This window comes from Streptomyces cylindrosporus (genome assembly GCF_022698165.1).
GTDB classification, from domain to species: domain Bacteria; phylum Actinomycetota; class Actinomycetes; order Streptomycetales; family Streptomycetaceae; genus Streptomyces; species Streptomyces cylindrosporus.
The window spans coordinates 1-14,724 of sequence record NZ_JALDAY010000005.1 but is presented as its reverse complement, the minus strand read 5'-3'; the positions used below and the strand labels follow the sequence as shown (position 1 = coordinate 14,724).

The following is a 14,724-nucleotide window of genomic DNA, read 5'->3' as shown; positions in this document are numbered from 1 at the left end:
GGCTACTCGACGCGCCGCAGCGCGTCCGCCGGACGCAGTCGCGACGCCCGCCAGCCGCCGAACGCACCCGCGATCAGACCACCCGCGACCGCCAGGCCCACCGCCAGCACGATCGTCGTCACGTTCACCGGGGCGGTGAGGGCGACCTCAAGGGTCTTCGCCGCCTGGCGGCCCGGGCCGCCGAAGCCGCCGCCACCGGGGCCGCCCCCCGCGTTACCGCCGCCGCCCCCGCCCAACTGGGCCTGCAGCGTGGGGCTGATGCTGGTCACGACGTACGCGCCCGCGAGACCGAGCGCGATGCCCAGCGCACCGCCCAGCAGACCGTTCACCATCGCCTCGCCGACGACCTGCCGGGTCACCCGGCCGGACTTCCAGCCCAGCGCCTTCAGCGTGCCGAACTCGCGCACCCGGCGGGAGACCGCGGAGGAGGTGAGCAGACCGGCGACCAGGAACGCGGCCACGAGCACCGCGATGGACAGCCACTTGCCGACGTTGGTGGCGAGGGAGGACGCGGTGGAGAGGGAGCCGGAGACGGTGTCGGCGAGGTCCGCGGAGGTCGTCACCGTCGTACCCGAGACGTTCTTCTGGATGGTCGACTTGACGTCCGAGATCTGCTTGGAGTCGGTCGCCTTGACGTAGATCGTGGTGACCTTGTTCTTCTCGCTCGCCAGCGTCTGCGCCTGCTTCAGCGGGATGTACAGGTTGGCCGCCGAGTCACCGCTGTCCGCGGTCGCGATGCCGATCACCTTGAACTTGACGCTCTTGATGGTGACGGTCGAACCGACCTTGTACTTCTTCTCCTTGGCGTACGCGGAGTCGGCGACGACGACCTTCGCGTCGGTCTCGGTGGTCTTGAAGGTACGGCCGCTGGTGATCTTCGAGGAGGTCAGCGGGCCGAGCGCGGTCTTGGTGACGTCGGTGCCGAACACGGTGTACTGGTTGAGGCTGAAGTCGGCGCCGCCGCCGCGCACTTCGCCCTGCGGCTGGCCGGTGCCGCCGCCGTTCTGGCCCCCGCCGTTCTGGCCGCCGCCGTTGCCGCCCTGCTGGTTCTGCTGGAACTGGCCGCGGGTGAACTGGCCGCTGACCTTCACCACGTTGAGGCTCAGCCCGCCCACGGCGGAGGAGACGCCCTTCTGGTCCCCGACCTTGGTGACGGTCGAGGAGGCCAGTGTGGTGAAGCCCTGCACCATCACCCGGTCGCTGCTCTGCGTCGTCGACGAACCGTTGTTCTGCGCGTCGAAGTTGAAGCGCGGTCGCTGGGAGTTGCTCGCCGTCGGCGTCGCCGCCTTGGTGACCGTCATGTCCGTACCCAGGCCGTAGAGCGACTGGAGGACCTTGTCCTGGGCCTTGCCCATGCCGGACGACACGGAGCTGACCACGATGACCAGCGCGATTCCCAGCGCGAGCCCGGAGGCGACGACGAGGGCCGCTTTTCTGCGGCGGCGCAGTTCGCGCCTCAGGTAGGTGAAGAACATGGCCGCAAGGTAGGGACGGCGCGTGATGACTGGATAAGGCCGAAATAAGAGATGCATGAGAAGGCTGTGGCCGACCCCAGAAAGGCCCCAGAAACACCGATGCCGCCCCTGGGGGCGGCATCGGAAGCTGTGAGGTACCGGTGGCTCAGACCGCCGAACCCGCCTTCCAGTCGGCCCAGCTGAGGTTCCAGCCGTTGAGGCCGTTGTCCGGCTGGACCGTCTTGTCGCCGGTGTTGGAGACGACCACGACGTCACCGATGATCGAGTGGGTGTACATCCAGTACGCGGGCGTCCCGGTGTCGTTGGCGCCCTTGGTGTCCGACAGGCCCACACAGCCGTGACTGGTGTTCACCGAGCCGAAGATGGACTTCGCGCCCCAGTAGTTGCCGTGCAGGAACGTGCCGGAGTTGGTGAGCCGGATGGCGTGCGGCACGTCCTTGATGTCGTACTCGCCCTTGCCGTCGTCGTCGGTGAAGCCCACGGTCGCGCCGTTCATGCGCGTCTCCTTGAACTTCTCGGACATCACCATGATGCCGTTGTACGTCTTGTTCTCCGGCGAACCGGCCGAGATCGGGATGGTCTTGATGGTCTTGCCGTCCTGCGTGACCTTCATCTGCTTGGTCTTCGCGTCGACGTAGGAGACCTGGTTGCGGCCGATGTGGAAGGTGACCGTCTTCTGCTGCACGCCGTAGACACCGGAGGCGCCCTCGACACCGTCGAGCGCGAGCTTCAGCGTGACGGTGGAGTTCTCCTTCCAGTAGTCCTCGGGGCGGAAGTCGAGGCGGTTGGCGTTGAACCAGTGCCCGACGACCTCCTGGCCGCTGCTGGAGGAGACCGTGATGCCCTTCTGCACCGCGGCCTTGTTGGTGATCGCCTTGTCGAAGTTGATCGACACCGGCATGCCCACGCCGACCGTGGAGCCGTCCTCGGGCGTGAAGTTGCCTATGAAGCTGTTGGCCGGGGAGACCGTCGTGAAGGACGCGTTCTCGTGCGCGACCAGACCGTTCGCGTCCTTGGCCTCGGCGGTGACCTTGTAGGTGGTCGAGCGCTCCAGCTGGGCGCTCGGCTTCCAGCTGGTCTTGTCGGCGGACAGGGCGCCCGCGACCGCCGTACCGCCGGCCGTCGTCATCTTCACGCTCGTGAGCGTGCCCTTGCTGACGGTGACCGCGGCGGAGTTGTTGATGGAGGCGTTGTCCGAGCCGTCCTTGGGCGTGATCTTGATGTCGGCCTCGGAGGACTTCTTGGCCGCCGCCTCGTCGGCCTTGGCCTGTGAGGTGTCGTTCCCGCCGCCGGAGGACTTGTCGTCGCCGCCGCCGGAACAGGCCGAGAGCACCAGAACCCCGCCGAGCAGTGCGGACGCGGCCGCGAGGCCCCTGCGCCGCTTACTGTTCGTCATCACACGCTTCTCCATCGTTGCCACAACTACAGCCGTCAACGAACTTCAACGCTACGACCGGTCCCGCCCGTTCCACATTCCTGGGATGTGTGGGGCACACCACGTCCGCCGAGGCGGAAGGCGTGGATGCCGGTCCGTGCGCATCACTGCGCGTCAGTGCGCACCCCTGAGACGACGAAACCCCGGACGGCAGTTGCCTCCCGGGGTCACGATTTCCCCAAGCCGCTCAGCCGACGCCGTCCTCCTCGTCGTCTTCATCTTCCTCGACATCATCCTCGTCCAGGTCCCAGTCCGGCGAATCAGGGTCGTAGTCGACGGGCTCGCTCGACCAGGAGGCCTGCGCGAGCTCCACCCCCGGCACCTCGTTGACCAGGTCGAACGGGTCGACGAGATACGCGAGCGCCTCCGCGGTGTCTTCCGTCACAGCGTTCTCGGCGTGTACCCGCTCATCGGCCGGCATATCGGGCTCGTCCGCGATCCGCCGCAGCGCCGCCTTGGTGACGGCGTCCGCATCCTCGACCTCGACGACGAGTTCCACCCGAAGCCGGACAAAACGTGATGTCTCTTCAGTAGTCATGGCGCGAGCGTAAGGCTCAAACCTCCCGTGACTTTCCCGTGACCCGCGCCTTTCACTAACATCGCTCCACACGGCCAATTCGCCAGCGCCACAAGGGGATCGATATTCCGTGTCATCCGCTCGCCGTCCGTTGCTGACCGCCACCGCCGCAGGCACCCTGCTGGGCGCCCTGTGGTTCGTCCCGTCCGCCAACGCGACCCAGGACACCCCGGCGAGAGACGAGCCCTCGGCGACCGCGACGACGCAGGCCAGGCCGGCGACGCAGGAGTCCTCGGCACCGTCCGGAGACGGCACCGAACTCGCCGACACGGGCAGCATCGACACGACTCCGTACGTCGTCGGCGGCACCCTCTTCCTCACGCTGGGTGCCGGTTTCATCGTCTATTCGGTACGCCGCGAACGCCTCGGCTTCTGACGGCGGTTGACGGCCGCCACGGCTACTGCAGCGGCCCGGTGACCGTCTCCACCGCGGCCACCACGTTCCCGCCCCGCACGAACGCGTCCGCCGCCGCGAGGTCGGGCGCCAGGAACCGGTCGGGTCCCGGCCCCTCCACACCCGCGGCCCGTACGGCCTCGATGACGGCCTGCGAGGCGGGCGCCGGGGTCAGCCCCTCGCGCAGCTGGATGGCCCGGGTGGCGGCGTACAGCTCGATGGCGACCACGCGCGCGAGGTTGTCGACGGCGGTGCGCAGCTTGCGCGCGGCCGACCACCCCATGGAGACGTGGTCCTCCTGCATGGCGGAGGAAGGAATCGAGTCGGCGGAGGCGGGCACGGCCAGCCGCTTCATCTCGCTCACCAGCGCGGCCTGCGTGTACTGGGCGATCATCAGCCCGCTGTCCACCCCGGCGTCGTCGGCGAGGAACGGCGGCAGCCCGTGGCTCCGGTTCTTGTCGAGCAGCCGGTCGGTCCGCCGCTCGGCGATCGACGCGAGATCGGCGACGGCGATGGCGAGGAAGTCCAGCACATAGGCGACCGGCGCACCGTGGAAGTTCCCGTTGGACTCCACCCGCCCGTCGGGCAGTACGACGGGATTGTCGACGGCGGAGGCAAGCTCACGCTCGGCCACCACCCGCGCGTGCGCGATGGTGTCCCGCCCCGCCCCGGCGACCTGCGGAGCACACCGCACCGAGTACGCGTCCTGAACCCGGGGCGCGTCGTCCTGATGATGCCCGGTGAGCTCCGACCCCTTCAGCACGGCGAGCATGTTGGCGGCGCTGGCCCCCTGCCCCGGATGCGGCCGGATGGCGTGCAGCTCGGGCGCGAGCACCTTGTCGGTGCCGAGCAGCGCCTCAAGGCTCAGCGCGGCGGTGACGTCGGCGGACTTGTACAACATGTCCAGATCGGCCAGGGCCATCACCAGCATCCCGAGCATGCCGTCGGTGCCGTTGAGAAGGGCGAGCCCCTCCTTTTCCCGCAGCTCGACGGGCTTGATCCCGGCCTCGGCGAGCAGCTCACCAGCGGCCCGCACGACCCCGTCCGGCCCCTCGGCCTCGCCCTCCCCCATCAGCGTGAGAGCACAGTGGGACAACGGCGCGAGGTCACCGGAGCACCCCAGCGACCCGTACTCGTGCACCACGGGCGTGATCCCGGCGTTGAGCACGTCGGCCATGGTCTGCGCGACCTCGGGCCGAACCCCCGTATGCCCGGAACAGACGGTCTTCAGCCTCAAAAACATCAGAGCCCGTACGACTTCCCGCTCCACCCGCGGCCCCAGCCCCGCCGCGTGCGACCGCACGATATTGCGCTGCAGCTGGGCGCGCAGTTCCTGGCTGATGTGCCGGGTCGCCAGAGCACCGAAGCCGGTGCTGACGCCGTAGACGGGCTCGGGCTTGGCGGCCAGCGCGTCCACGATCCGCCGGGCGCCGGCCAGCGCCGCGACCGCCTCCCCGGAGAGCTCGACCCGGGCCCCGCCACGCGCCACGGCGAGAACGTCGGACGCGGTCACCCCGGACGTCCCCACCACCACAGTGTGCATATCCATATTCAGGAGCGTACGCAGTGAAGACGGAGATGTCACTACCGGGTGGCCGATACGCCCCTTACACGCGCCGCCCCCGGAAACGCCGCCGTTCGACGACCGCCTCCGCCGAGGGCGCGTCGGCCAGCCGCACCACGGGATCGTCGGCCCCACCCCGCCCGGCCACGACGGGCTTGGCCGCCCGCTCGGCCTTGGCCCGGTACTGCGCGGCATCCGCAAGCCGAAACAACCGCCGAGCCGACCGCACCACCCCAATGGGATCCTCAGTCGAGGCAACCCCGCAGGCCACCCCCTCCCCCAACTCCAACTCGGCGGCCCGCCGACACAGTTCATCAGCGGCCTTCACCACTTCATCAGCGCTCGGCCCGACGGCCAGCAGACAGAACTCGTCACCCCCGAGCCGTGCCGCGAGCGCCCCCGGCAGCATCGCGCCGCACAACGACAACACCGACCCGAACCGCTCAAGCAGCCGATCCCCCACCGCATGCCCCCGAGTGTCGTTGACCCGCTTAAGCCCATTGAGATCACACACCACAAGACTCACCACAGTCCCGTCGACCCGATGCCGCTCGATCGCCTCGTCGAGCTTCACGTCCACGGCTCGGCGATTGGCGAGCCCGGTGAGCGCGTCGGTGTAGGCGAGCCGCCGCGCCTCCTCCAGCCGCTCGGCCTGCGCGATCCCCGCGGCGACCACGGCGGCCAGTACGGTCGCGAAGTCGGCGTCGGCCCGGTCGAAGACGGGCGTCCCGGCGGGCCGGGCGACGTACAGCTCACCCCAGGCGCGCCCGTTCAGCACGATGGGCGCGACGACACAGCAGCCGCGCCCCCGCCGCCGCAGCGCCGCCACGCGCTGATGGACGTACCCAGGCCGACGCCCGGCCGCAGGCCCTTCAGCGGTCTCGACCCAGGCATTGGGCTCACCCCCGCCGGCCCACCGCTCATGCAGGAACTCAGTGATCTCCGGAAACTGATGGACCGGGTAGGACTCGTCGTCCGGAAACTCGTCCTCCCCCTCCGCCCGCTCCCCCACATTGACCAGCACCCTGAGCCGCCCGAGCTCCCGCTCCCACACGGACAGCGCGGCAAAACTCCCCCCGAGCGCCCGGCACGCCCCGACGGCAGCGGCCCGCCACGCCCCGCGCGAGCCGTGAGCGGCCGCCATGCCCTGCGCCAACGCAACGACAGCCGCGAGCCGCTTGTCCTCACCCATTACTCCAGGTTAGGGAGGTTTGCGGTGATTAGTGGATGTTGATACGGCGCTGGGGTGACCACCCCCGAACACTCAACCCACCCTGCCGCTCACTCCCCCGGCCACCGAGGCGCCCGCTTCTCGTTGAAAGCGGCCACCCCTTCCGCCCGATCCCCGGAAAAGGCCACCGCCCGCCAGGCGGCGTCCTCGACCTCCAGCCCGGCCCGCAGATCCAGCCCCTGCCCGAGCCGCAGGGCCCGCTTGGCAGCCCGCAGCCCAACGGGCGAATGCCCAGCGATACGCCCCGCAAGCACGAGGGCCTCCTCCCGATCCCGCCCCTCCCCCACCACTTCATCGACGAGCCCCAACTCCCGCGCCTCGTCGGCCTCCACCCTCCGGGCCGTGAAGATCAGCTCGGCCGCACGGGCAGCCCCCACCCGCCGCGGCAGCAATTGCGTACCCCCACCCCCCGGAATAACCCCCACCGACACCTCCGGCAGCCCCACCACGGCCGTACCGTCGGCCACGATCAGATCGCACGCCAACGCGAGCTCGAAGCCCCCGCCCAGCGCGAATCCGTGCACCGCCGCGATCGTCGGCACGGGCAGCTCCAGCACGCCGGTGTACGCCCCGCGCGCGACGGGCCGCTGCCGCACGAGATCCGCGTCGCTGAAGGAGTTCCGCTCCTTCAGATCCGCCCCCACGCAGAACGCCCGCTCGTGCGTGGAGGTCAGCACGACCACCCGCACGTCCCGGTCGGCGCCCAGCGCGGCGCACGCCCCCGCGATGGACCGTGCCATGTCCGTCGACACGGCGTTCATGGCCTTGGGCCGGTCGAGGGCGAGTTCCGCGACATGCCCGTCCGCATGCCGCCGCACCAGCACGAACTCCCCGAACCGCTCCTCGCTCATGACACCCTCCGGTTAACGCGGGTTAACATCCGACACCCCGATCATCGCAGCCCCAACCCACCAGGAAAAGGCCGACGCCACCCGGTTCCCGCGGCGAAGCCCGACACCCCGTTCGAGTGACATCCCACCCAACTCCCAACCGACCGCCCACAGGAGCGCATAACGTGCGTCCGCCACGGCGCATCGGGGGCGCGAGCGCATTGGGGAGGGACAACGAGATGCCAAGAAACATGGCGACCAGGCCACGGGCGGCGGGGGCTTTGGGGGCGATGGGGACTTCGGGGGCTGCGGGGACGCTGGAGCCTGCGGCAGCCTCAGGGGCTGCGGCAGCTGCGGGGACACCCGGGGCGCTGGAGACCGCGGCAGCTGCGGGGTCTGTGGGGGCACAGAGGGCTGTGGGGGCGCAGGGGGCTCTGAGGACATCGGGGGCTGCGGGCGCGCCGGAGGCCTTGAAGGCATCGGAGGCGGCAAGGACTTTGGGGACGCCGAGGACACCGGGGGCACTGAAGACACCAGAGGCTGCGGGGGCACGGGGGGCTGCGAGGAGGCCGAAGGCTCCCGGGTCGGCGAACACGCCGAAGACACCGGACGCACCGGGGACTACGGGAGCACCGGAGACTTGGGGGACTTTGGGAACTCCGAGGTCTACAGGGACTCCGCAGACCCCGCCGACTCCCGGAACCGCGAGGTCCGCGGGGGCTCCGCAGACCCCGACGACTGCCGGGACTCCCGAAGCCCCCACCCTCGGCCCCCGCCTCTTCGGCCCGCGCATCCGAGGCCGTCACCGCAGGCCCCGCCCCCGGAAGCTGATGCTGGCCGCCGGTGGGGTCGCGCTGGCGGCGGGTGTGCTGAGCCTCGTACGAATGGCGCCCGAGTCGGGAAGCGGAGGCTACGGCACCGCGGAGGCCGAGCCCCGGCAGGACCCCGTCACCGGAGCCGAGCGCTCCACCAACGCCGCCGCAACCGTGGGCACGGCCCCGCGGGTGAGCCCGTCGGCAACGTCACCGATGGGCGGCATCAGCGGCACACCGACCGCAGGCTCAACGCTCGTACCCCTACCAACCACCTCCACGCCCCCCACGTCCCCCAGGCCCCTGAACCAGCCCGACACAACAATCCCCGAGGCCCCGAACACCCCAGCCCCCACAACAACCCCACACCCACCCACAACGACCAACCCCGCCCCGCATTCCCCACCCCCCGCGGACCACACCACGCCCCCACCCACCCCCCAGCCGACCCAGACGTCCAACCCCGGCGTGTGCGTCCCCCTGGTCGGCCTGTGCGTGGGCCCACTGACCCGCTGAACCCCATCCCGCAGCCGCCCACGCACGGGAGCGGGTCGGGGCGGTACGGCGCAACCCGCCGCGTACATGGCAGTAGCGCAGGCCCGCCCCTCAAGAAACGCCAACCCCGTGGGCGGCGGGTTCGCCGTACCGCCCCGACCCCGACCCACAACGCACCCCCGGCGCACCCGGCGCTGCCGCCCTACGGCTCCTGCGCCCGCCGAGTGAGCAACCAAGGCTCCACCACACCCAGCCCCCGCACCGGCCGCTGCCACATCGGCTGAAGCGCGAACCGATACGTCGGCGCCTCCTCCCCCTCCTTCTCCGCCGCCGCAGCCGCCTCCGCCGCCTCCGCCTCAGACGCCGGCGCCTCCCCGCTCCGGATCAGCTCCTCCGCAAACGCCGTATCGACCAGCACGGCATCCCGCGGCGCTATCGACGTAAGCCGAGACGCAAGGTTCACCGTCGTACCGAACACGTCCCCCATCCGCGTCGTCACCGTCCCGAACGCGATCCCCACCCGCAGCTCCGGCATCGTCTCGTCGTTCGCCATCGTCTCGATGAGCCGCAACGCGATCTCCGCGGCCACCCCCGCGTCGTCCGCCGCGTACAGCACTTCGTCCCCGAGCGTCTTGATCAGCCGCCCACCGTGCGCCGCCACCAGATCCGCCGCCGTCGTCTCGAAGGCCTCGACGAGCTCGCCGAGCTCCTCCTCCTCCATCCGCCGGGTCAGCCGCGTGAACCCCACGAGATCGGCGAAGCCGACAGCGAGCCGCCGGTCCACCATCTCCTCGTCGTCGGCCGCCTGCACAACCCGCCCCGCGGACGCGGCCAGCTGCCGCCGCCACACGTAGACGAGGAACTCCTCCAGCTCGGGCAGGAGCAGCTCGACGATCGGATACGTGACCTCGGTCCGCGTCATGCCCGGCTCCGGCGGCTCGGTCAGCCCCTCCAGAAAGGAGTCGATCTGCCACTCGGCCAGCCGCGCCGTGGTCTGCCCGGTAGACCGGGCCACCTGCACGGCCATGGCCTCACTCAGCAGCCCCGCCTCCACCAGACCGGACAGCCGCCGCAGGGCCAGCACGTCCGCCTCCGTCAGCGCCTTGGCCTGCCCGATGTCGGCGAACCCCATCGCCCGCCAGAAGCGCGTCGCCAGCTCCACGGACACGCCGGCGCTACGAGCCGCCTGGAAGGGCGTGTAGCGCCGCTCGGCGCCGAGGATCAGATGCTCCAGGCGCAGGGCGAGCGGGTCCTCGCCGTCCGCGTCCGCGCCGGAGCCCGTGTCGTCGACGGTCACGCCTGCTGCCCTTCCGATCTGCCGCGGTCAGGTATCGACCGGCCTTAACTCTACGGCAGGTGTGCCGTAGCTCACTCCCGTGGAGACAAGTCACCCGGCGTCGGGGCCGCCGTCCGGGTGCTGGTGATACCTGGTGACCCGGTGACACGGCCGGGGATACTCACGCAGGCCTCAGATGCACGACATCCCCCGCCCCCACCGGTTCCTGCACCCCCTCCCCCGTAGCGATCACAAGCCGCCCGTCCCCGTCGATCGCCACGGCCTCCCCCACAACCGCCCGATCCCCCGGCAGCTCGGCCCGCACTTCCCTCCCCAACGTCGCGCACCCCGCCGCATACGTCTCCTGCAGCCCGCTCACCGCCGGATCCCCCCCGGCCTCCCGCCACCGCCCGTACCACTCCTCCAGCGACCGCAGCACGGCCCGCAGCAGCGGATCCCGGTCCGTGCTCACCGCCCCCGCCAGCCCCAGCGACCCCGCCGTCGGCACCGGCAGCTCGTCCTCCCGGAGGGTGACGTTGATCCCCGCGCCGATCACCACCCCGTCGTCCCCGGCCCGCTCGGCCAGGATCCCGCCGGTCTTGCGCTCCTCCCCGCCGATGGAGACGAGCACGTCGTTGGGCCACTTGAGTGCCGTGTCCACACCCGCGGCCCGCGAAAGCCCGGTCGCCACCGCCACGCCGGTGAGCAAGGGCAGCCACCCCCACCGAGCCACCGGCACCTCGACGGGCTTCAACAGCACGGAGAAGAACAACCCCGACCGAGCAGGCGCGGTCCACTGCCGATCCAGCCGCCCCCGCCCGGCGGTCTGCTCCTCGGCGACCAGCACGGCCCCTTCCCCGGCCTTCCCGGCCCCGGCCAGCGCGACCAGGTCGGAGTTGGTGGAGCCGGTGCTCCGCACCACCTCCACGTCCCGCCACAACCCACCGTCCCGCACGAGCCCGCGCCGCAGCGCGGGAGCGCTGAGCGGTGGCCGCTCCAGATCGGACCAACGGCTGTCATCAGATGCATCTCGCGGCGTCATGCAAGCCACCCTAGGTGTGTGAAACGCCGCACTGCTGATTCGTGAGCCCACCACTACTCTACGGATGAGTAACCGTCCCCCCTTTTGAGCAGGCAGGGAGCCGCGAGACCGATGTCCGAGCCGGAAGCGATCGACATTCACACCACCGCGGGCAAGCTCGCGGATCTCCAGCGTCGCATCGACGAGGCGACGCACGCCGGCTCGGCACGCGCCGTCGAAAAGCAGCACGCCAAGGGCAAGTTGACGGCCCGTGAGCGCATCGAACTCCTCCTCGACGAGGGCTCCTTCGTCGAACTGGACGAGTTCGCCCGCCACCGCTCCACCAACTTCGGCCTGGACAAGAACCGCCCCTACGGCGACGGCGTCGTCACCGGCTACGGCACGGTCGACGGCCGTCCCGTCGCCGTCTTCTCGCAGGACTTCACCGTCTTCGGCGGCGCCCTCGGCGAGGTCTACGGCCAGAAGATCGTCAAGGTCATGGACTTCGCGCTGAAGACCGGCTGCCCGGTCATCGGCATCAACGACTCGGGAGGCGCCCGCATCCAGGAGGGTGTCGCCTCCCTCGGCGCCTACGGCGAGATCTTCCGCCGCAACACCCATGCCTCCGGCGTCATCCCCCAGATCAGCCTGGTCGTCGGCCCCTGCGCGGGCGGCGCGGTCTACTCCCCCGCGATCACCGACTTCACGGTGATGGTCGACCAGACGTCCCACATGTTCATCACCGGCCCCGACGTCATCAAGACCGTCACCGGCGAGGACGTCGGCTTCGAGGAGCTCGGCGGCGCCCGCACCCACAACTCGACCTCCGGCGTCGCCCACCACATGGCGGGCGACGAGAAGGACGCGATCGAGTACATCAAGCAGCTGCTGAGCTACCTCCCCTCCAACAACCTCTCCGAGGCCCCGGTCTACCCGGAGGAGGCGGACCTCGCCGTCACCGCCGAGGACCTCGAACTGGACACCCTGGTCCCGGACAGCGCGAACCAGCCGTACGACATGCACACGGTGATCGAGCACGTCCTGGACGACGCCGAGTTCTTCGAGACCCAGCCGCTGTACGCGCCGAACATCCTCACCGGCTACGGCCGCGTCGAGGGCCACCCCGTCGGCATCGTCGCCAACCAGCCCATGCAGTACGCCGGTTGCCTCGACATCAAGGCCAGCGAGAAAGCCGCCCGCTTCGTGCGCACCTGCGACGCCTTCAACATCCCGGTGCTCACCTTCGTCGACGTCCCCGGCTTCCTGCCCGGCGTCGACCAGGAGCACGACGGCATCATCCGCCGCGGCGCCAAGCTGATCTACGCCTACGCCGAGGCCACCGTCCCCCTCATCACCGTCATCACCCGCAAGGCCTTCGGCGGCGCCTACGACGTCATGGGCTCCAAGCACCTCGGCGCCGACATCAACCTCGCCTGGCCCACCGCCCAGATCGCCGTCATGGGCGCCCAGGGCGCGGTCAACATCCTGCACCGCCGCACGATCGCCGAGGCCGAGGACGCGGAGGCCGCCCGGGCGCAGCTCATCCAGGAGTACGAGGACACCCTCCTCAACCCCTACATCGCGGCCGAGCGCGGCTACATCGACTCGGTGATCATGCCGTCCGACACCCGCCGCCATGTCGTACGGGGCCTGCGCCAGCTCCGCACCAAGCGCGAGTCCCTGCCGCCCAAGAAGCACGGCAACATCCCCCTCTAGCCCGGCCGGGAGCCACGATGAACATCAAGGTCGTACGGGGCAACCCCACCCCCGAGGAGCTGGCCGCCGCCCTGGCGGTGGTCAGGGCCCGCGCGGCAGCGGCATCAGCCACGACGCCGGAAGCCGCGCGAGCAAGGGACTCCTGGTCCGACCCGGCAAGGATCGCGACGCACCGCATCCCCCAGCCGGGCCCGACATCATGGACCCGCACTTACTGGCCCAGCTGAGGCATTTCAGGGGCGCGGGGAACCGCGCACAGAAGTACAACCGAGGGCGCCAATCTGAGTACGGCTACTCAGGCGCCCTCAAAGTCCAACCCGCACCCTGGAAGCATGCTGTGGTCGGACCCTGAGAACGAACCTCCGGAGGAACTGCGCGACACGCAGGACATGTTGCGCAGACTCGGCGTTCTCATGGCCCTCGCGATGGTCCTGGCGATGATTGTCATCGGACTACGCTGAACCACATGACCGACCATCCCCGCCGCCGCCTCATCCTCGCCTCCCAGTCCCCCGCCCGGCTGAACCTCCTGCGCCAGGCCGGCCTCGCACCGGAGGTCATCGTCAGCGGCGTAGACGAGGACGCCGTGACGGCCCCCACCCCCGCCGACCTGGCCCTCGCCCTGGCCGAGGCGAAGGCCTCCGTCGTCGCGGCACGCCCGGACGCCCGCGGCGCGATCGTCATCGGCTGCGACTCGGTCCTCGACCTCGACGGCGAACCCCTCGGCAAGCCCGCGGACGCCGAGGAGGCCACCGCGCGCTGGAAGGCGATGCGCGGCCGCGCGGGCACGCTCCAGACCGGCCACTGCGTCTACGACACCGGCACCGGCCGCTACACCTCCGCCACGGCCTCCACCGTCGTCCGCTTCGGCGAGCCCACCGACGAGGAGATCGCCGCGTACGTGGCCTCCGGCGAACCCCTCCACGTCGCGGGCGCGTTCACGCTCGACGGCCGCAGCGCGCCGTTCATCGAGGGCATCGACGGCGACCACGGCAATGTGATCGGCATCAGCCTCCCCCTGGTCCGCAAGCTGCTCGCCCGACTGGGCGTCGGCATCACGGAGTTGTGGGCGCCGGCGGAGGGCTGACCGGCGACCCGTCGTCGCCCTTGGTGTCCTCGGGGTCCTCCGCGGCCGGCGTCGGCGGGCGGTCGTACGTCATCAGCAGGAGCACGATCAGCCCCAGCACGACCACCATGAAGAGGAACGCCGACCAGCCGACCAGGCCCCACGCGAAGGCGCCGAGCAGCCCGTGCACGACGGCCGCGCTGATGAGGAGGATGCGGCCGAGGCCGGCCGGCGGCCGGTTGCGCAGGGCCACGAAGAGCGCGGCCACGCCGCACAGGGCGAAGTAGGCGCCGAAGAGGAGTCCGCCGATCTTCGAGGACATGGACATCATGTCGGGGTCGAGCCCGGCCAGGGACATGTCCTGGCGGTCGACGACGATCCCGAGGAACCAGTTCAGCGCGGCGACGCCGAACGCCTCGACGAAGAGCACGACCGCCACCACCCACGCCACCGGCCTGCGTATCACCGGTCCCCACCCACTCTCGAGCCGAGCTGTTGTTACCTCAAGTACGTTTCGGTACCTCGCGAACGCTACTAACGGGTAAACCCTGGGACAAGGGTTGTGCCGACCGCAAAGAATCGTTGGGCCATTCGTAGGGACTCCACAAAGAAACGGAGTGGCCCGCAGCACGCTCTCACAGAGACCTTGACCACATGAGAGGGCTAGGGTTGCCGGAAGGAGTCCTGCATACCTAGGTGCGACAAGGGATTTCACGGGTCGAGCAAGCCTCGAATCACGCTCCGTGTGGGCAAGCTCACCATTGGGGATGGGTCGAAGTGCCTCGTCGGCAGTCCCTAAACTCGGCTTGTTTCAAGGAGGGAGCCTCAATCG

Annotated in this window: 14 protein-coding genes; 5 read left to right on the top strand and 9 right to left on the bottom strand. The window is 70.1% G+C overall.

Features of this window, described 5'->3' with window-relative positions; translation table 11 throughout:
• Window positions 1-2: 2 nt before the first annotated feature.
• The 3 genes from MQP27_RS16410 to MQP27_RS16400 all read right to left on the bottom strand — a co-directional run bounded on the left by MQP27_RS16410 (window position 3) and on the right by MQP27_RS16400 (window position 3,448).
• Complete coding sequence (locus tag MQP27_RS16410; RefSeq protein ID WP_242765917.1) at window positions 3-1,475, bottom strand: ABC transporter permease; 1,473 nt, start codon at window positions 1,473-1,475, stop codon at window positions 3-5.
• 145 nt (window positions 1,476-1,620) lie between these two features.
• Entirely contained in the window at window positions 1,621-2,886 is a 1,266-nt protein-coding gene (locus tag MQP27_RS16405) for a L,D-transpeptidase (RefSeq protein WP_242765916.1), read from the bottom strand.
• Window positions 2,887-3,097: 211 nt separating this feature from the next.
• Window positions 3,098-3,448 (bottom strand): hypothetical protein, encoded by a 351-nt coding sequence (locus MQP27_RS16400; RefSeq protein WP_242765915.1) that lies wholly within the window; start codon window positions 3,446-3,448, stop codon window positions 3,098-3,100.
• Window positions 3,449-3,557: 109 nt separating this feature from the next.
• Here MQP27_RS16400 and MQP27_RS16395 point away from each other — a divergent pair, with 109 nt between their 5' ends.
• Window positions 3,558-3,863 (top strand): LPXTG cell wall anchor domain-containing protein, encoded by a 306-nt coding sequence (locus MQP27_RS16395; RefSeq protein ID WP_242765914.1) that lies wholly within the window; start codon window positions 3,558-3,560, stop codon window positions 3,861-3,863.
• A 22-nt stretch (window positions 3,864-3,885) separates the two neighbouring features.
• Here MQP27_RS16395 and hutH read toward each other — a convergent pair whose 3' ends face one another.
• From hutH to MQP27_RS16370, 5 genes are all read right to left on the bottom strand, one after another.
• Entirely contained in the window at window positions 3,886-5,424 is a 1,539-nt protein-coding gene (hutH, locus tag MQP27_RS16390) for a histidine ammonia-lyase (RefSeq protein ID WP_242766515.1), read from the bottom strand.
• A gap of 64 nt (window positions 5,425-5,488) precedes the next feature.
• A complete protein-coding gene (locus tag MQP27_RS16385) occupies window positions 5,489-6,637 on the bottom strand; it encodes a GGDEF domain-containing protein (protein ID WP_242765913.1) in 1,149 nt (382 codons plus the stop codon).
• Window positions 6,638-6,726: 89 nt separating this feature from the next.
• The gene (locus MQP27_RS16380) at window positions 6,727-7,527 is read right to left on the bottom strand and encodes an enoyl-CoA hydratase/isomerase family protein (protein WP_242765912.1); all 801 of its coding nucleotides are present in this window, start codon (window positions 7,525-7,527) and stop codon (window positions 6,727-6,729) included.
• A gap of 1,488 nt (window positions 7,528-9,015) precedes the next feature.
• Window positions 9,016-10,110: an adenylate/guanylate cyclase domain-containing protein gene (locus MQP27_RS16375; protein ID WP_242765911.1), complete on the bottom strand. Its 1,095-nt coding sequence runs from the start codon at window positions 10,108-10,110 to the stop codon at window positions 9,016-9,018.
• Window positions 10,111-10,270: 160 nt separating this feature from the next.
• Window positions 10,271-11,131 (bottom strand): biotin--[acetyl-CoA-carboxylase] ligase, encoded by an 861-nt coding sequence (locus tag MQP27_RS16370; RefSeq protein WP_242765910.1) that lies wholly within the window; start codon window positions 11,129-11,131, stop codon window positions 10,271-10,273.
• A gap of 111 nt (window positions 11,132-11,242) precedes the next feature.
• On the opposite strand from MQP27_RS16370, the gene MQP27_RS16365 reads away from it, so the two are divergent.
• The 4 genes from MQP27_RS16365 (at window position 11,243) to MQP27_RS16355 (ending at window position 13,913) form a co-directional block, all read left to right on the top strand.
• Window positions 11,243-12,826 carry an acyl-CoA carboxylase subunit beta gene (locus tag MQP27_RS16365; protein WP_242765909.1) on the top strand — a complete coding sequence of 528 codons (1,584 nt, stop codon included), beginning with the start codon at window positions 11,243-11,245 and terminating at the stop codon, window positions 12,824-12,826.
• A gap of 17 nt (window positions 12,827-12,843) precedes the next feature.
• Window positions 12,844-13,053: an acyl-CoA carboxylase epsilon subunit gene (locus MQP27_RS16360; RefSeq protein ID WP_242765908.1), complete on the top strand. Its 210-nt coding sequence runs from the start codon at window positions 12,844-12,846 to the stop codon at window positions 13,051-13,053.
• A 105-nt stretch (window positions 13,054-13,158) separates the two neighbouring features.
• Window positions 13,159-13,287 carry a morphogenic membrane protein MmpB gene (gene mmpB, locus MQP27_RS50950; RefSeq protein ID WP_107416103.1) on the top strand — a complete coding sequence of 43 codons (129 nt, stop codon included), beginning with the start codon at window positions 13,159-13,161 and terminating at the stop codon, window positions 13,285-13,287.
• Between the two features lie 5 nt (window positions 13,288-13,292).
• The gene (locus MQP27_RS16355; RefSeq protein ID WP_242765907.1) at window positions 13,293-13,913 is read left to right on the top strand and encodes a Maf family protein; all 621 of its coding nucleotides are present in this window, start codon (window positions 13,293-13,295) and stop codon (window positions 13,911-13,913) included.
• Here the strand turns inward: MQP27_RS16355 and MQP27_RS16350 are convergent.
• Window positions 13,882-14,358 carry a hypothetical protein gene (locus MQP27_RS16350; RefSeq protein ID WP_242765906.1) on the bottom strand — a complete coding sequence of 159 codons (477 nt, stop codon included), beginning with the start codon at window positions 14,356-14,358 and terminating at the stop codon, window positions 13,882-13,884. The genes MQP27_RS16355 and MQP27_RS16350 overlap by 32 nt on opposite strands.
• Between the last annotated feature and the right edge of the window lie 366 nt (window positions 14,359-14,724).